This window comes from Shewanella sp. YLB-07 (genome assembly GCF_009377275.1).
In genome coordinates, this window is record NZ_VOQB01000003.1 from 605,415 (window position 1) to 628,018 (window position 22,604).

The 22,604-nt window shown below is 45.8% G+C and carries 22 protein-coding genes and 1 tRNA gene; 17 read left to right on the top strand and 6 right to left on the bottom strand.

What is annotated here, in order from left to right; all coding sequences use genetic code 11:
• The first annotated feature begins 49 nt into the window (after window positions 1-49).
• Both corC and lnt read left to right on the top strand, forming a co-directional pair.
• Entirely contained in the window at window positions 50-925 is an 876-nt protein-coding gene (corC, locus tag FS373_RS09530; RefSeq protein WP_152829308.1) for a CNNM family magnesium/cobalt transport protein CorC, read from the top strand.
• Between the two features lie 50 nt (window positions 926-975).
• A complete protein-coding gene (gene lnt / locus FS373_RS09535) occupies window positions 976-2,520 on the top strand; it encodes an apolipoprotein N-acyltransferase (RefSeq protein WP_144045295.1) in 1,545 nt (514 codons plus the stop codon).
• Between the two features lie 90 nt (window positions 2,521-2,610).
• Here the strand turns inward: lnt and FS373_RS09540 are convergent, their stop codons facing one another.
• Both FS373_RS09540 and FS373_RS09545 read right to left on the bottom strand, forming a co-directional pair.
• Window positions 2,611-4,479 carry a methyl-accepting chemotaxis protein gene (locus tag FS373_RS09540; RefSeq protein WP_185976967.1) on the bottom strand — a complete coding sequence of 623 codons (1,869 nt, stop codon included), beginning with the start codon at window positions 4,477-4,479 and terminating at the stop codon, window positions 2,611-2,613.
• A gap of 384 nt (window positions 4,480-4,863) precedes the next feature.
• Window positions 4,864-5,364 carry a zinc ribbon-containing protein gene (locus tag FS373_RS09545; RefSeq protein ID WP_144045294.1) on the bottom strand — a complete coding sequence of 167 codons (501 nt, stop codon included), beginning with the start codon at window positions 5,362-5,364 and terminating at the stop codon, window positions 4,864-4,866.
• Window positions 5,365-5,483: 119 nt separating this feature from the next.
• On the opposite strand from FS373_RS09545, the gene leuS reads away from it, so the two are divergent.
• The 14 genes from leuS (at window position 5,484) to lipA (ending at window position 19,875) form a co-directional block, all read left to right on the top strand.
• Complete coding sequence (leuS, locus tag FS373_RS09550; protein WP_144045293.1) at window positions 5,484-8,075, top strand: leucine--tRNA ligase; 2,592 nt, start codon at window positions 5,484-5,486, stop codon at window positions 8,073-8,075.
• 31 nt (window positions 8,076-8,106) lie between these two features.
• The gene (gene lptE, locus FS373_RS09555; RefSeq protein WP_144045292.1) at window positions 8,107-8,601 is read left to right on the top strand and encodes an LPS assembly lipoprotein LptE; all 495 of its coding nucleotides are present in this window, start codon (window positions 8,107-8,109) and stop codon (window positions 8,599-8,601) included.
• A 67-nt stretch (window positions 8,602-8,668) separates the two neighbouring features.
• Window positions 8,669-9,709 carry a DNA polymerase III subunit delta gene (gene holA, locus FS373_RS09560; RefSeq protein ID WP_144045291.1) on the top strand — a complete coding sequence of 347 codons (1,041 nt, stop codon included), beginning with the start codon at window positions 8,669-8,671 and terminating at the stop codon, window positions 9,707-9,709.
• Window positions 9,710-9,716: 7 nt separating this feature from the next.
• Entirely contained in the window at window positions 9,717-10,352 is a 636-nt protein-coding gene (gene nadD, locus FS373_RS09565) for a nicotinate-nucleotide adenylyltransferase (protein ID WP_152829309.1), read from the top strand.
• 105 nt (window positions 10,353-10,457) lie between these two features.
• Window positions 10,458-10,787 (top strand): ribosome silencing factor, encoded by a 330-nt coding sequence (gene rsfS / locus FS373_RS09570; protein ID WP_144045290.1) that lies wholly within the window; start codon window positions 10,458-10,460, stop codon window positions 10,785-10,787.
• Complete coding sequence (gene rlmH / locus FS373_RS09575; RefSeq protein WP_144045289.1) at window positions 10,787-11,257, top strand: 23S rRNA (pseudouridine(1915)-N(3))-methyltransferase RlmH; 471 nt, start codon at window positions 10,787-10,789, stop codon at window positions 11,255-11,257. The genes rsfS and rlmH overlap by 1 nt, the downstream gene beginning before the upstream one ends.
• A 75-nt stretch (window positions 11,258-11,332) precedes the next feature.
• Entirely contained in the window at window positions 11,333-13,189 is a 1,857-nt protein-coding gene (gene mrdA / locus FS373_RS09580) for a penicillin-binding protein 2 (protein WP_144045288.1), read from the top strand.
• Window positions 13,186-14,292 (top strand): rod shape-determining protein RodA, encoded by a 1,107-nt coding sequence (rodA, locus tag FS373_RS09585; protein ID WP_144045287.1) that lies wholly within the window; start codon window positions 13,186-13,188, stop codon window positions 14,290-14,292. The genes mrdA and rodA overlap by 4 nt, the downstream gene beginning before the upstream one ends.
• A 189-nt stretch (window positions 14,293-14,481) precedes the next feature.
• The gene (gene mltB, locus FS373_RS09590) at window positions 14,482-15,489 is read left to right on the top strand and encodes a lytic murein transglycosylase B (protein WP_144048854.1); all 1,008 of its coding nucleotides are present in this window, start codon (window positions 14,482-14,484) and stop codon (window positions 15,487-15,489) included.
• Between the two features lie 82 nt (window positions 15,490-15,571).
• Window positions 15,572-16,378 (top strand): septal ring lytic transglycosylase RlpA family protein, encoded by an 807-nt coding sequence (locus tag FS373_RS09595; RefSeq protein ID WP_144045286.1) that lies wholly within the window; start codon window positions 15,572-15,574, stop codon window positions 16,376-16,378.
• A gap of 156 nt (window positions 16,379-16,534) precedes the next feature.
• The gene (locus tag FS373_RS09600; RefSeq protein WP_144045285.1) at window positions 16,535-17,707 is read left to right on the top strand and encodes a serine hydrolase; all 1,173 of its coding nucleotides are present in this window, start codon (window positions 16,535-16,537) and stop codon (window positions 17,705-17,707) included.
• 121 nt (window positions 17,708-17,828) lie between these two features.
• Complete coding sequence (gene ybeD / locus FS373_RS09605) at window positions 17,829-18,095, top strand: DUF493 family protein YbeD (protein ID WP_144045284.1); 267 nt, start codon at window positions 17,829-17,831, stop codon at window positions 18,093-18,095.
• Between the two features lie 164 nt (window positions 18,096-18,259).
• Entirely contained in the window at window positions 18,260-18,913 is a 654-nt protein-coding gene (gene lipB / locus FS373_RS09610; RefSeq protein ID WP_144045283.1) for a lipoyl(octanoyl) transferase LipB, read from the top strand.
• Entirely contained in the window at window positions 18,910-19,875 is a 966-nt protein-coding gene (lipA, locus tag FS373_RS09615) for a lipoyl synthase (protein WP_144045282.1), read from the top strand. The genes lipB and lipA overlap by 4 nt, the downstream gene beginning before the upstream one ends.
• A gap of 71 nt (window positions 19,876-19,946) precedes the next feature.
• Here the strand turns inward: lipA and rimI are convergent, their stop codons facing one another.
• Window positions 19,947-20,408: a ribosomal protein S18-alanine N-acetyltransferase gene (gene rimI / locus FS373_RS09620; protein ID WP_227992639.1), complete on the bottom strand. Its 462-nt coding sequence runs from the start codon at window positions 20,406-20,408 to the stop codon at window positions 19,947-19,949.
• 2 nt (window positions 20,409-20,410) lie between these two features.
• Window positions 20,411-20,758, bottom strand: coding sequence for a hypothetical protein (locus FS373_RS09625; RefSeq protein WP_144045281.1), 348 nt, complete (start codon window positions 20,756-20,758; stop codon window positions 20,411-20,413).
• A gap of 159 nt (window positions 20,759-20,917) precedes the next feature.
• Between FS373_RS09625 and FS373_RS09630 the strand changes: the two genes are divergently transcribed.
• On the top strand, window positions 20,918-21,385 hold the full coding sequence (locus FS373_RS09630) for a Dps family protein (protein WP_152829311.1): 468 nt from the start codon (window positions 20,918-20,920) through the stop codon (window positions 21,383-21,385).
• Window positions 21,386-21,491: 106 nt separating this feature from the next.
• Here the strand turns inward: FS373_RS09630 and FS373_RS09635 are convergent.
• Both FS373_RS09635 and FS373_RS31450 read right to left on the bottom strand, forming a co-directional pair.
• Window positions 21,492-21,568 (bottom strand) — tRNA-Trp (locus tag FS373_RS09635).
• A 282-nt stretch (window positions 21,569-21,850) separates the two neighbouring features.
• Window positions 21,851-22,264, bottom strand: coding sequence for a hypothetical protein (locus FS373_RS31450; RefSeq protein WP_185976966.1), 414 nt, complete (start codon window positions 22,262-22,264; stop codon window positions 21,851-21,853).
• Window positions 22,265-22,604 lie beyond the last annotated feature (340 nt).

Here is a 22,604-nt window from a genome sequence, read left to right on the forward strand (position 1 = left end):
TGGTCTGTTCACCCATCAATTTGATAGGATTACAGGCTAGGAAAACACTATGAGTGACGATATCCCCCCGAGTACCAACGCCCAGAAGAAGGGCTGGTTTGAAAAAGTAAGTCAGTTATTTCAGGGCGAGCCCCAGAGCCGCGATGATCTTGTTGATGTCATTCACGATGCAGAGCAACGTGAGGTCATCTCAGAAGACACACGCGAAATGATCAAAGGTGTATTAGAAGTCTCAGATCTAAGAGTTCGAGACATCATGATACCCAGAGCTCAGATAGTCGCACTGCAGATCGATGATACAGTAGAAGAGCTACTCTCTACGGTTATTAGTTCCGCACATTCACGTTTCCCCGTCGTAAATGAAGATAAAGATCATATCGAAGGCATCTTGCTGGCAAAAGATCTACTCAAATACGGTTTTAAAAACAACGATGAGCCCTTCACCCTCGGCCAGGTTATTCGCCCCGCTGTCGTTGTTCCCGAAAGTAAACGTGTCGATGTACTCCTCAAAGAATTCCGTTCCCAACGTTATCATATGGCCATAGTGGTCGATGAATACGGTGGAGTATCGGGTTTGGTCACCATCGAAGATATTCTCGAAGAGATAGTGGGTGAGATCGAAGACGAATTCGACCACGATTCAGCCGAAGATACCGAGATACGCAAGGTGGGTAAGCAGGTCTATATGATCAAAGCTCTGACCCCGATTGAAGACTTCAATGATGAGTTTAAGACTCAATTCAGTGATGAAGAATTTGATACCGTTGGCGGGCTGGTCTCACATGCGTTTGGCCATCTGCCGGAACGTAATGAGAAGGTCGTCATAGATGGCATAGAGTTTAAGGTCATCAGCGCCGATACACGCCGATTACTTCAGCTAAGAGTCAAGCTCCCCGATCCTAATGCCGCAGAGAAGATAGCCTAGAACAAGCGCTGTCGGCTCAAAATACGGTTGTTTTATATGATGAGGCTTAAATGCTGAATAAACTTCGGGCATTTGCCCATCATGAAAAAATACGTCTGGTACTGGCATATCTTGCCGGTGCCAGCACGGCACTCGCTTTTGCCCCCTATGGCTTATGGCCAATCTATCTCATCGCTACCGTCTTCGCACTACATCAGAGTAGCGGCTTATCACCTCGAGCCGGATTAACATACTGGCTGAGCTTCGGCTTTGGCTGCTTTTCCGTCGGAATTAGTTGGATACATGTCAGCATGTCCACCTATGGCGGTATACCACTGATCGCTTCCATGGCCTTGATGGCGCTGCTCGCCTTGTACCTTGCCCTTTATCCGGCATTGACGGGTTATCTGCTTCAAAAAATATCACCCACGACATCCATTATGAGAAACATCATCTTGTTTCCTGCGTTGTGGACCTTAACCGAATGGCTAAGGGGCTGGGTGTTGACTGGTTTCCCTTGGCTCTGGGCTGGCTATTCTCAGACCGAAGGGCCGATAAAAGTACTCGCCAGCGTCATAGGCGCACTCGGCTTAAGCTTTGTTTTGGCATTAATTGCTGGCGTATTCGCCCTGTGTTTGCAAAAACGTTGGCGTCCGGCTGTTATTATTTTCCCCTTGCTGGGATTAGCGACTTATCTGTCTCCCATGCTATCTAGCGTCGAACCCGATGGCGAAACAGTCAAGGTGGCCATGGTACAAGGAAATATTCCTCAAAGTATGAAATGGGAGCCCGAAACGCTCTGGCCTACCATGAGCAAGTACATGGACCTTTCTCGTCCACTGCTAGATGCAGATATCATCATCTGGCCCGAGGCCGCGATCCCTGCCCCGGAATATATGGTGTCAGAATTTCTCGATAATGCCAGCAAGGTCGCTAATCTCAACAACAGTGCCATCATCACAGGCATTATTAGCCACCAGCAAGATAACTTCTACAATTCACTGATCGTGCTCGGCAACCACAACAGTGAGCACCAGAGCCAGGCAGATTACATAGGAGACGGCAGCAACGAATTTAAGAAACATCACCTATTGCCAATTGGTGAGTTCGTTCCTATGGAGTCTCTGTTAAGACCCCTGGCACCACTTTTTAACTTACCCATGTCTTCGTTTAGTCGAGGTGCGTATCAACAGCCAAATCTCAACGCACTAGGTCATCAGATAGCGCCGGCAATCTGCTACGAGATAGCCTTTCCTGAACAATTAAGAGCCAACGTCAATGAGGGTACAGAGCTTCTACTGACCGTGTCTAACGATGCCTGGTTCGGCAGTTCCAACGGGCCGCTGCAACACATGGAAATAGCTCAGATGCGCTCAATCGAACTTGGCAGACCTTTAGTAAGAGCGACCAACAATGGTGTCACCGCCGTCGTCGATGAGCTGGGCAATATTACTCACCAATTACCTCAATTCGAGACAGGGGTGCTGGTCGCCGATATCCCTCTGGTGAAGGGGCAAACCAGCTTCTCCAAATGGGGCCAGTCGCCGATATTAATCTTGTCGGCTATGTTACTGGGACTGGCGATTCTCCGTCAACGCTGGCTTTTGAAGAAGTAAGATCCCAATCCAAGTACGGCGATTAGAGTCCCACACAAAAAAATACCCGCTGAATGCGGGTATTTTTTACTGAAGATGATGAAAGAATTGTTAGACGATAAATTGATTCAACAGCTGTTCCTGCCTCTTAACTTGCTCCAGTTGGTTTCTCATGGCCTCATTGGCTTGCTCCGAGTTGTTGGCAACCTGCGTCGACAGATCCCGGATATTAGAAGTGTTGCGGTTCATCTCTTCAGCAACTTGGCTCTGCTCTTCAGCGGCACTGGCTATTTGCAGGTTCATGTCGGTGATCTCTTCGATACTACTGCGGATCTTAACTAAAGTTTCATTCGCCACCTGTGCTTTCTCGACGGTAGTCACTGTTGTCTGTCGACTGTCATCCATCACACTCACGACAGTAGCCACACCGACCTGTAACTTTTCTATTTTCTCTTTAATTTCTGAAGTTGACTGCTGAGTTCGCGCAGCCAAAGTACGCACCTCATCGGCGACAACAGCAAAGCCCCTACCCGACTCTCCCGCCCTTGCGGCTTCTATTGCCGCATTGAGAGCTAACAAATTAGTTTGCCCAGCAATCGCGTTAATCACACCTAAAATAGACTCGATACTCACGGTATCGGCTTCAAGCTCTTTTACCGCATTGGCCGCATTATCTATCTGAGCTGATAGCTGCTCGATGGACTCTGTGGTTTGCACTACGGCAGTCACTCCTTCACTTACCGCATTGTCGGCTTGCTGGACTGCATAGGCCGCGCTCTGCGCGTTATTGGCGACATCTGAAGCCGTTACCGACATCTCATGCATAGCCGTGGCGAGCTGCTCAACTTCTTGTGTCTGCTGCCCCATGGCTTCCAAGGCTTCACTGGCTCCTCTGGCCGTCGCTTGAGTACCTTGACTAACTTCACTGCCAATTGACTTCACCTGCTGAATCAAATCTTGCAATTTGATCACAAAATTATTGAAGTTACCAGCCAAAGTCGCGAACTCAACATCTGAATCAGTGCTCAACCTACGAGTCAGATCACCTTCACCTGTAGACACATCTCGCATGGCTTCATTCAATATATCCAGAGGCTTCATCAACTGGCGTATGATGCCACTCATAAGAAGAATAGCCACAATTAACGCCAGTACTGAATACAAGATTGCATCACGGCGAAGATCATCGGCAGCAGAAAATATCACCCCCTCATCCAGTACGATTCCCAGACTCCAATCCAGTCCAGATAGAGGCCTGAAGATGACCAAGTGCATCTTGCCATCAATATCCAGTTGTGAACTAGCCATTGACGTATCCAGCTGACTGCCGAAAACCTGACTCATTGGACGTCCATTTTTACTCGAGTCCGGATACGCAATAAACTCACCTTTCTTGCCAACGATAAATGCATATCCAGCGCCGAAGAGGTTAGCCCGGTTACTGATGTCAGCCAGACTCTTAAGACTGATATCAGTGAATAAGGCCCCCTTAAACTCACCATTTTCAGATAAAGGCATGGCCGCAGAGACTAATATTTCACCACTACCAGCATCGGCATAGGGCGCCGTAAACAAAAACTCACCCTGATTTTTCGTCTCCTGATACCACGTGCGTTGTCTAGGATCATAACTCGATCCAGGATTCCAGCTAGGATCATTGCCGACGAAATGTCCGCTCTCCAATCCCATACCCGATAAGATAAAGTGCTGTTTGATTATCGGCTGATCCAGCACCTCAAGAAAATGTTCATCGGATAGATCGGTTCCCAGCATAGAGGCTGCATATTCGGTAATGCTCTTCTTTTCAGCCATGATAGCTTCAATATTATTGCTCATGGAGCTAGCCAGCTCATCAACACTGCCCGATACCTGTTGGTAAATTTGTTGCTTCACCTGAAAATATTGATAACCGGATAAACACGCCAGTGACAACATCAAGATGAGACTCGCAGTAATAACTATTTTATGTACAAACTTCATATACATCCTCACAGGAACCACAAGTGGATTCGAAAAAAGTAGGCTTCCGTTATCGAAACTGAAAACCTTTAGCAAGTTCCAAGGTCACAGCTTCATTTTCATTGCCTACTACCTTTGTAGAGTAATCTGTGAAAAAATAACAGGTATTTCACATGATAATTGATAGAAATATGTGAATAATTGTGAGTAAGGCATCTATTTGACGATTCTATTTACCCATACTAACGGCTATTGCAGCCAGACTAGGCAAGATACTAGGCCTAAAATAAACCTCCGAGTCATCCAATTATCTGAGTAGATAAGATTCAAAGCTAAACATACCGAAATGAGCAGAAAATATCTGCTCATCGATTAGCCTATAGCCAGACTAAAACCAGCCTAATTTTAAGGTGCCAGAGCCTCACGAATAAAATCACTCTTATCACATTGAGGGCAGTCAGGAATAATCCCGGGGAATTCGATTCTCATCTCGTGGCCGCAGTGAGTGCACACCATATTGCCCTGATTAACGATTTCACCGCTTTGATAATGGCCCTGATGCTTAAAATCCTGCAAGACTTCATGCCACTCGATCTGGCTTCTGTCTGTGATACTGCTCAACCAATGCCATAATGTATTCTCTACCGTGATCATTGTCGGGCTATGGCTCAGATCTAAGTCATTTTTTTCATGTAAAAAATTCGCTATGTCACGTTTTAAAAATTGTTCAACTAATGCCAGCTCATTATCCTTAGCTCGGTCTTTGATAGAAAGAAAATCTTTACTGTTAGTAACAATATGAAATAACTCTTTTATAGTTATAGAGTTATCTTCAGAATAATCAGATTTAACTTGCGCTAGAAGCGCCTCGTAAACCGACAGTAGTTCAGTACTTCTCTTACTCATCTTAAATACTCCTCATCCGAACCTTTTTAATGACTCACTTCTAGTTTATTCTATGCAGATCTAACTCGCGTATAAAGTGCGCAAGATCAAATAATGGGCCCCATGGCCGGGAAATATTGATGCAAGAGCAATATCAACCTTCAGAAATTGAAGCTAAAGTGCAGCAGCACTGGCAGGACAAGAAAACATTTGAAGTCACCGAAGATGAGAACAAGGAGAAGTTTTACTGTCTCGCCATGTTCCCTTACCCTTCAGGCCGGCTGCACATGGGTCATGTACGTAACTACACAATAGGCGACGTAATAGCCCGTTACCAGCGATTACAGGGAAAAAATGTATTACAGCCTATCGGTTGGGATTCATTTGGCCTACCCGCTGAAAACGCAGCGATCAAGAATAAAACGGCTCCAGCCCCTTGGACTTACGAAAATATCGACTACATGAAGAACCAGCTGAAGATGCTGGGATTCGGTTACGATTGGAGCCGTGAAATCGCAACCTGCACCCCCGAGTACTACCGTTGGGAGCAGTGGTTCTTCACCAAGTTATTTGAAAAAGGTCTGGTCTATAAGAAGACCTCATCGGTTAACTGGTGCCCCAACGATGAAACGGTTTTGGCTAACGAGCAAGTGATCGATGGCTGTTGCTGGCGCTGTGACACTGTAGTTGAGCAAAAAGAGATCCCGCAGTGGTTTATCAAGATCACCGAATATGCCGATGAGCTACTAACCGATCTCGACCAACTCGATGAGTGGCCTGAGCAGGTCAAGACCATGCAGCGTAACTGGATAGGTCGCAGCGAAGGCATAGAGATGACCTTCAAAGTTGTCGATAGCGAAGAGAGCTTCGATATCTATACCACGCGTCCCGATACAGTTATGGGTGTGACCTATGTTGCTATCGCAGCTGGCCACCCTCTCGCCGAGCAGGCAGCAGCAAATAATACCGAGCTTGCCGCATTCATTGAAGAATGTAAGAACGCCGACACCACGGAAGCCGCGATGGCAGCCATGGAAAAGAGAGGTGTTGCTACAGGCCTTTACGCCACTCACCCTTTGACTGGTAAGCAAGTGCCAATCTGGGCGGCTAACTTCGTGCTGATGAATTATGGCACTGGCGCCGTGATGTCTGTACCGGCTCACGATCAACGTGATTATGAATTTGCCATTAAATATGGCTTAGCCATAGAAGGCGTCATTAAGCCAAGCGATAGCGAGCTCGATATCAGCGAAGTAGCCTACACGGAAAAAGGTGTGCTGTTTAATTCGGGAAACGCTTTCCCCGAGCTTGACGGATTGGATTTCCAGGCCGCATTCGATGCCATCGACGCTCGATTAATGGCTGAAGGCAAAGGTAAACGTCAAGTTAATTTCCGTCTGCGTGACTGGGGCGTATCCCGTCAACGCTACTGGGGTGCTCCTATCCCTATGATGACACTGGCTGATGGTACTGTGGTAGCGACACCGGAAGATCAACTACCGGTTATCTTGCCAGAAGATGTGGTAATGGATGGGATCCAGAGCCCAATCAAGGCTGACAAAGAATGGGCCAAGACCACATATAATGGCGAGGAAGCCTTCAAAGAGACGGATACCTTCGACACCTTTATGGAGTCATCTTGGTACTATGCTCGCTACTGTAGCCCCCATGCAGATCAGATGCTAGATCCGGCTAAGGCTAACTACTGGCTACCAGTTGATCAGTATATCGGCGGCATCGAGCATGCGTGTATGCACTTGCTCTACTTCCGCTTCTTCCACAAGTTACTCAGAGATATCGGCTTAGTCGATTCTGACGAGCCAGCAAAACGCTTACTCACTCAAGGCATGGTGTTGGCAGATGCCTTCTACTATAACAATGAGAGAGGCGCTCGCGTCTGGGTTGCACCTTCGGATGTGACTGTTCAGGAAACTGACGATAAGGGCCGTATCCTTAAAGCCATAGACAAGGATGGCAACGAACTCGTCTATACTGGCATGAGCAAGATGTCTAAGTCTAAGAACAACGGCATCGACCCTCAAGAGATGGTCGATAAGTTTGGTGCCGATACCGTTCGCTTGTTCATGATGTTTGCTGCGCCACCTGAGTTAACCTTAGAGTGGCAAGAATCAAGTGTCGAAGGCGCACACCGTTTCATCAAGCGTCTTTGGAAGCTGGCTCATGACCATATCGCTAAGGGGCCGACTGCCACTCTTGATATCAAGTCTCTCGATGCTAAGCAGAAAGAGCTTCGCCGTGAATTGCACAAGACGATAGTCAAGGTTACCGACGATATCGAACGTCGTCAGATGTTCAACACAGCCATCGCCTCTATCATGGAGCTAATGAACCGCTTACTGAAGGCGCCTCAGGAGTCAGAGCAAGATCGTGCTCTGTTAAATGAAGCACTATCGGCCGTAGTTCGTTTGCTATACCCAATCATTCCCCACACCAGTTTCAGCCTATGGAATGAGTTAGGTAATGCAGAGGCAATCGAAGATGTATTGTGGCCAAAAGCCGATGAATCAGCCCTTGTCGAAGACAGCAAGTTGATCATAGTACAGGTCAACGGTAAGCTTCGTGCAAAGATAACGGTTCCAGCCGATGCAACGAAAGACGTTGTTGAAGAGCAAGGTCTTGCAGAAGAAGGTGTGCTTAAACACACCGAAGGCAAGACCATTCGAAAAATCATCTATGTACCGGGCAAATTGCTCAACATAGTGGCTAACTAAGCATTCACCAAAAGGAAATACTGCCTAGCCTATGCTTATTAAACGCATATGTTTCGCAATAGCGGCACTGAGTATCATGCTCAGTGCCGGTTGCGGCTTTAAACTCCAGGGCAACTACTCGATACCTGAGCAGTTACAGACCCTGCACCTAACGAGTCAAGATGAGTACAGTGAGCTGACTCGACTGGTTCGCGAACGTCTACGTCTGCACAGCATTACTTTAGTCGATGCAAGCGATGACATCCCCACCTTACACATTTTACATGACTCATTGGACAGAACGACTCTTTCCCTCTACCCGACCGGTAATGTGGCCGAGTATGAGCTAACTTACCATGTGACTTTTGCCGTACGTTTACCTCAAGGTGAAGCGCAGGAGTTCGACGTCGATATTCATCGCGATTATCTTGACGATCCCAGAACCGCATTAGCCAAGAGCCGTGAAATGGAAATCTTGCTAAAAGAGATGCGTAATCAGGCTGCGGATCAGATGATTCAAATCCTTGCTTCCCTCGAGGTGAAATGATGCTGCTTTCAGCATCATTTCTGTATCGAGCCCCCGCTTATCTCTTGCCCCATCTAGGGGTATATTAATGCGGGTCTATCCAGATCAACTCCTACGTAATCTCTCTCCCTTGAAGCAGTGTTATCTCATCTTCGGCGATGATCCTTGGCTGTGCGAAACCAGTCGTAGCCAGATCTATCATCAAGCCAAGAGTCAAGGTTTCGAGGAGAAAATCCAACTGACCCAGGAAAGTGGATTTAACTGGAATGAATTGGTCGATCAATGGCAAGCCATGAGCCTGTTTTCCAGCCGTAGAGTGATCGAATTAATTTTACCTCAGGCCAAGCCTGGAGCCGAAGGCGGCACTATATTTCAAAGCCTGATGCAGATGGCTAATCCAGATGTGCTATTGATCATCACCGGACCTAAGCTCGCAGCGGAACAGACAAAGAGTAAATGGTTCAAAACCTTAGATAGCCAAGGTATATATGTTCCTTGTATGACCCCCGAAGGTTCACAATTTCAGCGTTGGTTAGAGGGTCGGATCCAACACTTCGCGCTAAACTTAACTCGCGATGCTAAAGATATGCTGTTCAGCCTCTATGAGGGGAATTTACTCGCAGCCGACCAGTCATTGCAGCTGCTGCAGTTATTGAGCCCAAATGAGCAGATAGACAGCCCGGAGCTGAGCCGTTATTTCGAAGACCAATCGCGTTTTAGCGTGTTTCAGCTCACTGATGCTATGCTCAATAACCGTCAGGACAAGGCGCAACATATCCTCTCCCAGCTAAAAGCCGAAGGCGTCGCCATGCCGATTATCTTGTGGGGGATATTCAAGGAACTGGCCATTCTTTTACAATTAAAATCAGCCCAGGAGGCCCAAGAATCTTTGCAAGGCCTCTGGGGTAAATTACGCATTTGGGATAAACGAAAACCTTTTTATCTGGCAGCCTTAAACAGACTGTCCCAGTTCCAGATAGAGGCCTTACTCGCCAGCGCTTCAGATATAGAGTTAAAACTGAAACAACAAGGTATAGAAGATTGGACTGGCGTGAGTCATCTGAGCTTACTGTTCGATCCTAAAGCCCATGCGGCCTTATCTCATATTCAACTCAACGACTGGAGCTAAACTCGCGATGCGGATTGGTATCTTGGGGGGCACATTTGACCCTATTCATTTCGGGCATATACGTCCCGCACTCGAGATCAAGTCACAGCTTAATCTCGATAGTGTCTGGCTAATGCCTAACCATATCCCCCCCCATAAAACATCCACAGTAGTGAGCACAGAGCAACGACAGGCCATGGTCGAATTGGTCTGCCAACAATACAGCGAATTTGAATTGTGTGATATTGAGGCCCGCCGTTCTGGCCCCTCTTACCTGCTGACAACCTTAGAAGAGCTTCATACGCTATATCCAGAGCACGAGTTTTTCTTCTTAATCGGCACAGACTCTTTAGTCTCATTACCCAGCTGGTACCAGTGGCAGTCCCTATTTAGCCTTTGCCATTTTGTTGTGTCGGCACGAAGCGGCTGGCAGCTCACCTCCAACATGCCGGTATTTAAGCAATATGAACAAAGATTAACGAGCCTAGAACAACACAAATCGCAGAAGTCTGGCCTCATTTTCCAAGTCAATATTACCCCACAAGCATACTCCTCGACTCACATTCGACAGCAACTGGCACTAGGTTTAAGCCCATCAGAAGCCGTCCCCAGCCAAGTGCTCAAATTTATCGCCGAAAAAAACCTGTACCAAACACCAGCTTAATCCCCAACCTCGACTCTTGCCTCAGCTTAATTGCCCCAGCGCATCCTCAACGCCGGGATAACCTGTTATACTACTGCGCTGTCAAAATTTATTAAGGAATTACGCGTGGAAAGCGCCGAGCTAAAGCAATTTGTGATCGACAAGATCGAAGATTTAAAAGCCAAAGATATAGTCACGCTAGCAGTGGCCGAACAGTCAAATATGACTGATTATATGGTGGTTTGTTCTGGTACATCTAAGACTCACGTTAAGGCTATTGCCGAGAATGTGGTCCTTGAATGTAAGCGAGCTGGCTTAACCATAATCGGTGTCGAAGGCCGTGAAGGCAGTGAGTGGGTTCTTGTGGATCTAGGTGATGTGATTCTTCACGTCATGCAAGATAAAACTCGCGACTTCTATGAGCTTGAAAAACTCTGGTCAGCCAAGCCAGCTTAATGAAATTACAGTTAATCGCCGTTGGTACACGGATGCCAGATTGGGTCACAGCTGGTTTTCAGGAATACCAACGTAGATTTCCCAGAGACATGGCGCTGGAGCTGGTAGAGATCCCAGCAGGAAAGAGAGGCAAGAATGCCGATATCGCCCGCATTCTCCATAAGGAAGGCGAGCTGATGCTGGCTGCGGTCCCCAAGAGCAACCACATAGTCAGCTTAGATCTTCCGGGAAAAACCTGGAAGACGCCAGATCTGGCCTCTCAGCTCAGTCGCTGGCAACTCGATGGCAGAGATGTCAGCTTGCTCATTGGCGGCCCAGAGGGTCTCTCTCCCGCTTGCAAGCAAGCTGCGTCACAAAGCTGGTGCTTATCGGCTTTGACTCTGCCACACCCCCTAGTAAGAATTGTGGTAGCCGAGAGCCTGTACCGAGCTTGGAGCGTGAATAACAACCACCCTTATCACAGGGAATAGTAAAGTTCGGTATAACCGGACTTTTTTCGCTAAGGACCAGGCTTTATGCCGATTGCTATGCCGGAGAGAGTGTAAGTGGCGCCAAGAAAGCGAATTACGATGCATGACCACGCAGCTGAAGCATCGCTTTTTAAACGAAGAGCCATGTTCACTTTTGCTTGCGTAGTCATCCTATTAAGCATACTGCTAGCAAACTTATATCACCTACAAATCCTCTCATACAAAGATTACGAAACTCGCTCGAACGATAACCGTATCAGGGTCGTTCCCGTAGCCCCGAGTCGAGGCTTGATTTATGACCGTCATGGCAAATTATTAGCTGAAAACCGACCATTTTTTTCTTTAGAACTTATCCCTGAAAAAATAAAAAACATCCCTGAAGTACTCGAAGAGTTAAGCCAGATCATTCCCATCTCGGCCGATGAGCAGGAAGATTTTATTGCATCTCTGAAACACCACCGACGTTTCAAACCACTCACCTTAAAGAACCGTTTAACCGAGGAGCAAGTTGCACTCTTTAGTGTTAATCAGCATAAATTTCCGGGTATTTCTGTGATTGCTGGTCTCAAGCGACATTACCTCTATAATGGCTTGATGACTCATGCACTAGGCTATGTAGGCCGCATCAACGACCGAGATCAAGCGAGACTGCAGCGAAGTGAACAGTGGAAAAACTACGCCGCAACCAAAGATATAGGTAAGCTGGGCATAGAAAAATTCTATGAAAGTTTACTTCACGGTAAGCCGGGTCATTTAGAAGAAGAAGTCAATAATCGCGGGCGAACCATACGCACGCTTAAATCTGTAGCACCACAACCTGGGCAGGACATTTACCTGACCTTAGACTTAGATTTACAACGAAAAGCCATGGAACTGCTAAACGGCAGAAGGGGTTCGGTGGTAGCCATAGACCCACGTGACGGTGGTATCCTTGCCCTAGCATCCAGCCCCACCTACGATCCAAATTTATTTGTTCATGGCATCAGCAGCAAAGCCTACAACAAACTGCTTAACTCAAAATCCAGACCATTGATCAATCGAGCAACCCAGGGACAATACGCTCCGGCATCCACGGTCAAGCCCCATCTTGCTCTACTCGGTTTGGATGAAAAAATCGTCACCACTAAGACTCGCATCTGGGATCCAGGGTTTTGGCAGATCCCAGGCGTTGCCAGAAAATATCGAGACTGGAAGCGGTGGGGACATGGCTGGGTCGATATTAACAGCGCCCTAGTTCACTCCTGTGATACCTTTTTCTATGATCTAGCCTATAAAACTGGTGTCGATAAGATTGCCGAGTTTATGGGGCCTTTCGGCTTCGGTGAACGCACAGGGATAGATATCTTCGAGGAATCTGCCGGTATCATGCCCTCTAAAGACTGGAAGCGCCTTCGCTACAACCAGCCTTGGTATATTGGCGATACAATTTCTGTGGGTATTGGGCAAGGTTACTGGACAACGACCCCTCTTCAACTCGCCAACGCAGCGGCAATTATGGCCAATAAGGGCCGGCGTTTCACACCACACTTGCTCAAATCGATTAAAGATAGTACCTCTAAGATCGACACTCCAATAGATGAACTGGCACCAATCGAGCTGAATAATCCTGAGAACTGGGATATTGTCAATAAAGCGATGCAAGACACAGCCCAAAAGAAACGCTTTAAAAATGCAGGTTACACCGCAGCCATGAAGACTGGTACAGCCCAGGTCATTAGTGTCGCCGAAGATGCCAAGTATGATGCCGATGCCATCGCAGAGCACTTTCGTGATAACGCATTAGTTATTGCCTATGCCCCTTTTGAGAATCCCACCATAGTGCTCGCAGTGGTATTAGAAAATGCTGGTTGGGGTGGCGCCAACGCAGGTCCAGTAGCTAAAGCCTTGCTCGATGAATATATGTTAAGAGATACCTTGGAGCACCTTCAATGAGTTCGCAAAACCACAATCCTAATATTTGGCAACGCTTACACATAGACCTGCCATTATTACTCGGTATTTTGAGCTTGATGCTGTTCGGTCTATTCGTCATCTATTCCGCCGGTGGCGAAGACTTAGCCCTAATGGAAAGACAACTTGTCAGGATGGGACTGTCTCTGGCAATCATGTTTATCGTGGCGCAGATAAATCCCGAAGTATTCAGGCGTTGGGCCTTTCCAATCTACCTGGCAGGAATAGCCTTATTGCTTGGCGTTCACTTCTTCGGTGAAATCAATAAGGGCGCGCAACGTTGGCTCAACCTTGGTTTCATGGAATTTCAACCCTCAGAGCTGATGAAATTAGCCTTCCCTATCACCATGGCTTGGTATATCAGTAAGTACCCGTTACCACCAAAGAAAAGATATTTAGTCGGAGCCGGAGTTATCTTGCTGATCCCGACCTTGTTAATCGCAAAACAACCGGATCTGGGAACTTCAATTCTTGTGGCCGCATCGGGCATTTTTGTACTGTTTCTATCAGGCATGAGCTGGGCGATAGTGGGTACCTTTGTAGGCGGCATATTAGCTATGCTGCCCGTGCTCTGGTTTTTTCTGATGCATGACTATCAGAGAACCCGCGTTCTCACCCTGCTCGATCCTGAGAAAGATCCTCTGGGCGCCGGTTATCACATCATACAATCTAAGATTGCCATAGGCTCAGGTGGCCCTTGGGGCAAAGGCTGGCTAGATGGAACCCAATCACAACTAGAGTTCTTACCCGAGCGCCACACCGACTTTATCTTTGCCGTCATAGGAGAAGAGTTTGGCCTGATAGGCAGTGCGCTATTATTGATCATCTACCTCTATGTCATAGGCAGAGGATTGGTGATTGCATCCCAGGCACAGACCAGTTTTGCCCGCCTTCTTGCTGGGAGCATCACCTTAACCTTCTTCGTCTACATTTTCGTTAATATCGGCATGGTTTCCGGCCTTTTACCTGTAGTTGGGGTTCCTCTTCCGCTAATCAGCTATGGGGGCACCTCTATGCTCACATTGATGACAGGTTTTGGCATTCTAATGAGTATTCATACCCATAGACGATTTATCGACAGGTGAATCGACACGATTAAGACATTACACTAGTGCGTTATTACTAGTAAGACAGCTTATAGGCTTTCTCCCAGCAAGCATGTAGGCTGAAACTTTCTTAATGAATTAAGACAAGATTAAAGAAACTCACGTATGTTACTCGCTCGTCTTAGCGGTTTTACCCATAGCATTATCCAGATACAGGGAACGGTTTCAGTGAATATAAAACCACAACTAGTCACGACTCTACTCATAGCAGCATTCTCCATCTCGGCCACGGCAAATACTGAGACGTCCCACGATGACTCCAGTGTGGCACCATTAAAAACTGAATTTATGCAGACCCAAAAAGCCTTAGGCTTTTCGGAAAAAGAAGTTCAACAATTTCTTGATACGGCGAAATACGATCAAGGTGTCATTGATGCAATGACCAAGCCTTGGGAAGCCAAACCTTGGCATCAGTATTACCCCATATTTCTCACTGAGAAACGGTTAAAGGCAGGCATCGCTTTCTGGGAGAAACATAAGGCGACAGTGAGTCGCGCGGCTAAAGAGTTCGATGTAGATCCTGAAATCATCATCGCCATCATAGGCATTGAAACCTTCTATGGCGGTTACATGGGTAACTACCCGGTCGTTGATGCCCTCTATACCTTAGGTTTCTATTACCCACCCAGAGCGACCTTTTTCAGGAAAGAATTAAGTAATCTACAAACATTGATCAAAGATGAACAGCTCGATATAAATAACCTTAAGGGATCTTACGCCGGCGCCATGGGTTTCGGACAGTTCATTCCTTCGAGCTATCGCCATTATGCCGTCGACTTTGATCATGATGGACGCAGAGACCTGCTAAATAATCCAGTTGATGCCATAGGCAGCGTAGCAAACTATTTCCACCAACATGGCTGGCAGCCAGGTGCCCCCGTTGTGCTGCCTTTATCGGTCGATAATCAGCTACCCTCTCAACTGAACGTTTGGGCTGGTGAGAAGTTGGCCTATACCGCTGCCGACATTTTATCGCCAAGCGTTGCCCTGGCTGAGGCCATCGATATCGACGTATCCCAACCGGCACTAATTGTCGAATTGGAGCACGAAAAAAATACTGAATATTGGATGGGCTTGAATAACTTTTATGTGATCACACGCTACAATCGCAGCCCTCTATACGCTATGGCGGTCTATCAATTTAGCCAAGAGTTGAAAAATGCAGCCTCTCTTTAAGCAAGCTATCTTGTTTATCGGGCCCATAACTCACACAAATAGCCATGATAATTAATGACTTGGGCTGGAAACTAGAACCTTTATGACATTTGATATAAAAATCACACGCACGCTGGCCATTTTGGCCGCATTAGCTCTATCTGCCTGCTCTAGTTCAGAAAGCAGCAACAGCAGTCGATATGAACTCGCCAATGATAAAGCCCCAAGCAGCGCACCCGATGTATCTAAGGTAGAAAACGCTCATCCAAAATATGAAGCCTATAGTCGCGGTGGTAACAAGAGCAACTACACTGTGCTTGGAAAAACTTACCAGGTTTTGGACTCAGGAAAAGGCTTTCAACAAACAGGTCTTGCATCTTGGTACGGCTCAAAATTTCATGGTCACCTGACATCCAACGGTGAAACCTATGATATGTATTCCATGTCCGCAGCGCACAAATCATTGCCCCTGCCAAGCTATGTCAGAGTCACCAATATCAAGAACGACAAGCAGGTGATTGTTAGGGTTAATGACAGAGGGCCTTTTCACGAAAATCGAATCATAGATCTTTCCTATGCGGCAGCACATAGGCTAAATATGCTTAAAACAGGGACTGCTAATGTCAAAATTGAAGTAATATATATTGCAAGCCCTGAGTCTATTGCCCTAGCAGAACTAAAAAATACCAAGCTTCACTATATCCAGGTTCTGGCGTCCTCTGACAAGGCTAAGCTAAGTGCACTCTCAAAAGAGCTAGAGAATAAATATCAAGTTAAGACAAGAATACTACCGGTCAATAATCTCTATAAGTTGCAACTTGGCCCCATAGGCCAGAAGCAGCTTGCGACTAAGTTAAACCAAAAATTAAAAAGCAATGGCTACCCTCAAAGTTATCTAGTCACACAATAGTATTTGTCTTTAGAATTTGAGTTAGAGGTAATAGTTGAATATTACTTCCATTTACAAAAGATTAATGAACCTTCACTGAATTAGGGAGTCGACTAGTGATATACTGCGGCCAATTTCGCTTTCCGATTTTAACCAAATAAGACGTGCCTTGTTGATATGAATTTTTTAAATCGCCCTTTAAAAACGCTTATTCTTGCGACCTCAATCGCGTGCTCATTCACCTATGCAGCACCAGTCGTTACTCCTAATGCGCCGACTGTCGCTGCGAAATCCTATGTCTTAATGGACTACAATACAGGACAGATCATTGCGGAAGAAAATGCTTATGAGAGCTTAAATCCGGCAAGCCTTACTAAGATGATGACTAGCTATGTCATAGGCCATGAAATCAAGGTAGGCAATATCTCACCTGAAGATGAAGTCACTATCAGTAAGAAGGCTTGGTCAAAAAACTTTCCTGACTCTTCTAAAATGTTTATTGAAGTAGGAAAGCAAGTCACGGTAGACGACTTAAACCACGGTATCATCATCCAGTCGGGTAACGACGCTTGTGTTGCCATGGCTGAGTATATTGCCGGCACAGAAGATGGTTTTGTCGACCTGATGAATTCCTGGGCAATACAGCTTGGCATGAAGGACAGTTTTTTTGAGAACTCTCATGGTCTGGATGCCGAAAATCATAAGTCGACTGCCTATGATATGGCCCTCTTAGGGGCTGCACTTATCCGTGATGTACCAGACGAATATGCCGTCTATAGTCAAAAGTCATTTACCTATAACGGTATCAAGCAATATAACCGTAACGGTCTCTTATGGGACAAGAGCATGAATGTCGACGGTATAAAAACCGGACATACATCTGGTGCCGGGTATAACTTAGTCACATCAGCGACAAAAGATGGCATGCGTTTAGTTACTGTGGTCATGGGCACCAGGAGTGAAAGTGCACGTAAAGCAGAAAGCAAAAAACTTCTCAACTATGGTTTCCGTTTCTTCGAAACCATTACTCCATACAAGGCGGGTGACAGCTTTGTTTCACAACAAATTTGGTTTGGCGACAAAGAATCCGTTGATTTAGGTGTCATTACAGATACACCAATCACTATCAGCCGTGGTCAGGCTAAAAACCTACAGGCCAACTTCGAGCTTACCAAAGAGCTAACGGCGCCATTAGCCAAAGGCGAGACCGTAGGCCGTATCTACTTCCAGCTTAATGGTAAAGATATCGCTCAATTCCCGCTAGTCACCCTGCAGGAAGTCAATGAAGGTAGCTGGTTCAGTAAGCTAATGGATTACTTTAAGCAGATGTTTGCAGGCTGGTTTAGCTAGAGATTCTTTTATAAGCAAAATTTGAAGCCACCTTAGGGTGGCTTCTTTGTTTCAAGTCTCCCTTGAAAAACGTATAATGAGCTCCATATAGAGCCTATTACATCGGCAAGAGATTATAGTTATGTTAGATACAAAATTTGATGAAGTGATGGAATTCCCAGCTTCATTTCCGTTTAAAATCATTGGAGATGCCAGTGACACTTTGGCCGACAGAGTCGTTGCCGTCGTTCAACAACACATTCCAGGTGATTATGTTCCAAGCACCAAGGTGTCCAGTAAAGGCACTTATAATTCGATCACCATTCGTGTTACGGTTCAAGATAAAGCCCAGGTAGAGACACTCTATATAGAGCTTTCCGCCATTGAAGGTGTGAAGCGCGTCTTATAGTCGCTGTATTTTGTCTTTCGAATTATGATTAACGAACGGCACTTGAAAATCAGACACTTGTCAATTTCTTCAATACTCCTCTAACCAATAAATGTGATCTAGCTTACATTTATTGGTTAGAGGAGTATAATGCCGCCATTATTGTTTAAGGGGAGAGGTTGCCCTTGTCTCAGAGCACGTTACACGTTAGATATCTTGGTCAGCAAGATTACGAATCGGTATGGCACGCGATGCAGGACTATACCGACAACCGGGATGAATCTAGTCCAGATCAACTTTGGATAGTTGAACATCCACCTGTGTTTACCCAAGGTCAAGCAGGCAAGAGTGAGCACATTATCAACCCAGGTGATATACCAGTTATACTGGTCGACCGAGGTGGTCAAGTGACTTATCACGGACCAGGTCAGCTTGTGGCTTACCCTCTTATCAATATAAAAAGACTCAAGATTGGTGTACGTCAGCTCGTCACCGACATTGAAAATAGCATAGTGCAGATGCTTGAAACATATCAAGTTAAAGCCTATGCAAAAGCCGATGCTCCAGGCGTTTATGTCGATGAACGTAAAATCGCATCGCTAGGCTTAAGGATCCGTAAGGGCTGTTCTTTTCACGGTTTAGCCCTTAATGTCGATATGGATATGAGCCCGTTTCAACGAATTAACCCATGTGGTTATGTCGGTTTAGAAATGGCGCAATGCAAGTCGTTAGGCGGACCTCAAACTGTCGAAGAGGCAGGAGAGCAACTCGTTAAAACATTTAGCCAGAACTTAGGCTATCAGAATCTAGTTCATCATCAAGGATTGTCAGAGTCATGAGTAGGCCAGAAAGATTACAACCTGGAGTTAAACTAAGAGATGAAGCTAAGCTCTCTCGAATTCCAATTAAAATCGTTCCTTCAGAGCGTGCAACCATGCTACGTAAACCCGATTGGTTGCGAGTAAAGCTGCCGGCATCGAATCAAAGGATCACAGAGATAAAACAGGCTTTGCGCAAGAATGGTCTTCACTCTGTATGTGAAGAGGCATCCTGCCCCAACCTTGCTGAGTGCTTTAACCATGGTACGGCCACCTTTATGATTTTGGGCGCCATCTGTACCCGTCGCTGCCCATTCTGTGATGTTGCCCATGGTCGTCCTCTAAAACCTGATGCCGAAGAGCCTGTAAAATTAGCTCAGACTATCAGGGATATGAAGCTTAAGTATGTGGTTATCACCTCTGTGGATCGTGACGATCTGCGTGACGGTGGCGCTCAGCACTTTGCGGATTGTATCCGTGAAATACGCTTACTCAACCCTGATATCAAAATCGAAACCTTAGTCCCTGACTTCCGTGGACGTATCGATGCAGCGTTAGAAATTTTGGCCACCGAGCCACCGGATGTGTTCAATCACAACCTTGAAACTGCACCTATGCACTACCGTAAGGCAAGACCAGGTGCTAACTATCAATGGTCTCTCGACCTGTTGAAAAAGTTTAAAGCGCGTCATCCACACATCCCGACTAAGTCAGGACTGATGATGGGCTTAGGTGAAACCAACGAAGAGATAGCTCAGGTATTACGCGATCTGCGTGCTCATAATGTTGAGATGCTGACTCTAGGTCAATACTTGCAACCATCAAAATTCCACTTGCCGGTAGAACGTTATGTGCCACCTGCAGAATTTGATGAACTGAGAGTCTTTGCCGAAGAGATAGGCTTTACTCATGCAGCCTGTGGACCTATGGTGCGCTCTAGCTACCATGCTGATCTGCAAGCCCAAGGTAAAGAAGTCAAATAGACCTCTTAGCTAGACATCTAGCGTCGCTGATCCGTTAGCCGGCGCTATTTTTTTGCCTGAATTTTGTGGTTTTAGAAGTTAGGCTTAATATCGAGTTCCATCAAGATAGCGTCTTCATTACCATTCTCGGTCTTATAATAAAACTGACGAATACCAGACTCTTTGAAATCATACTTAGAATACAAGTGTCTCGCAGCCAGACTCGACGCTCTAACTTCCAAAAATAATGTCTCGGCTTTTGATTGCACGGCATTCGCAATCACAGCCTGTAATAACATTTCACCATATCCTCTCCCCTGCTCAGAGGGGTCGACGCAGATATCCATCAAGGTCGCATCTTCAAATATTTGATGAAGAATGGCGAAGCCCACCAAGTTACCTTCAACCTCAAGCCCGAATGTGGAGTACAAGGTGCCAAAACAGCTCTCAATGGTTCTTAGGCTCATCGGGTGCGAATGTGCAATCGCTGCAAGTTTAGACATGTTCACAGCATCTACGGGGCTTAATGAGCATACTTGGTGTAACGAACTCATAGTTATCCTATTTGAGATTCTTTGTTATGAGCAACAATTAGCTCCCACAACTCACGTTTAGCTTCAGCCTTCTTAAGCTCAGCTAAAGGTGCAGAACTCAGTACAGGATTAGATTTAGGCATCTTGAGACGACGCATATCCCAAATGACATCGGCTCCTTTACTCGCCTTCTCTGTAAATGAGCAGTTGGTGATAGGACAGCCTATGAGTGACAATACTGAATTAATCACAGGGTGATGCTCAATACCTGGCTCAACACTATCAACTAAGATGATATAAGCCTTAGCAGCATTACTAGTCTGTACCCACCTCTTGATCCCCATCGCATCTAAATATGCCGCTTTTTCCACTCTGATTAATGCCTTTCATTCTTTGATGATTAATAGGATACCAGCTTATAAAGCAAGGCTGAATAAAATCACAAAACCGATTAGAACAATCACTTCTTACCACTTTATAAGAACTAATTAAGGGAGATAAAATACATGTATTAACTCAGGAGAAAACTCATGATCAATATCGAAATTAAAGAGCAAGATAGGAAAGAGATAACGGCTGGCCTCAATCAAGTCTTAGCTGACACTTATAGTTTATACCTCAAGACACACAGCTTTCACTGGAATGTCACTGGACCTATGTTTACCAGCTTACATCAGCTGTTTGAAGAGCAATACACTGAATTAGCCGCTGCCGTTGATTTAATTGCCGAAAGAGTTAGAGCATTAGGAGCACGAGCATTGGGCTCATACAGCGCTTACGCAGCCCTAACAGGCATCAAAGAAGATCACGGCATCACTGATGCTAATGAGATGCTCAGGGAACTGTTGAAAGGCCAGGAAGTAATCATACGTAATATCAGATCACTCTACCCTTTGATAAACCAAGCTAATGATGAGGCGACAGCAGATCTGCTCACCCAGAGAATCCAGACCCATGAAAAAACGGCATGGATGTTAAGGAGTCTGTTAGCAGTTTAGTCAGTAGCCAGAAGAGAGTCTTAAAAACACTGAATGGGAACTATTTAATAAAATCGCAAATCCCAGATGCAAAAAAGCCGAGCTAATGCTCGGCTTTTTCTAAATGTGGCAGGGGTAGCAAGACTCGAACTCGCAACCATCGGTTTTGGAGACCGCTGTTCTACCAATTGGAACTATACCCCTGTTGACGAGACGCATTATGCTTAAACTCCCCTAAAAGGTAAAGTACTTTTTATTCTATAACCGTTTAACTGCGGCATTTTCAAGCAAGAATTATAATCAGAGTAATTTTTAAACGTTATCGTATAGGGTAAAGGTTAGATCACAGAAAATCCAATCTATAATGTCTGTATTCCCAAAAATACTGGCAACAACTCAATCTTCAATTTACAAACCACAAGGCGAAGCTAAAGCTGGCGTTAATTCAGGTACTCTATCGAAAGAATTGACCTTTCCGTCTCTGAATTAAGTCACATAATCCTTCACTTCAACAGTTGAAAGTAATGCTCCCTTAATATGGAATACCCAGTCGATGTCTTGTCGATATTCTCGCATCTCATCGGAATCAACCGGACCGATAGATCCATCGGCGCCTTTTGGCATAAACCATAAATTAAAATTGATCGACATAGGCTGCTCTGGTGCCACCTTGTCACTGTGAGTTGAGATAAGTTGACCATCTACATAGTAATTAACTTGATCGGCTTCGACTGTCGCATGAATGCAATTTCTGACCAAGCTCAGCGGCGTGACGACCGTCATGGATGGCGGAAGTGTCGATATTGAACGACTATATGGATATAGGAGGTACGAGACCAAGGATGGACGAAGGTAGAATAATGCAGGAACTGTTACCGAGGAGAATTTATCGACCGACATCGACTCTTTATAAACCAAAGTGGCATTGCACGTGCGTGCTTAAGTGGATAAGCCACCTGCCTACATTGACGTTGGATATGGGCAATAGAATTTATATTTAAAAATATCCAGACGCAAAAAGCGGAGGCGCCTTCCAATAGCCCAGTTTCGGATAAATCCTCCGCGTTCTACCGCAGCATCAAACTTCGTTTGCTGAACGCAGCGATATCACCCTACTAGCACATAAAAGGATGCATGCTGCGCATGCGCTATCTATATTCCCCATGTGAGAAGCTCATTTCAAAAGCTGTTAAACGAAAAAATCCCCAACACTAGGTGCTGGGGATTTATCGACTCTCTT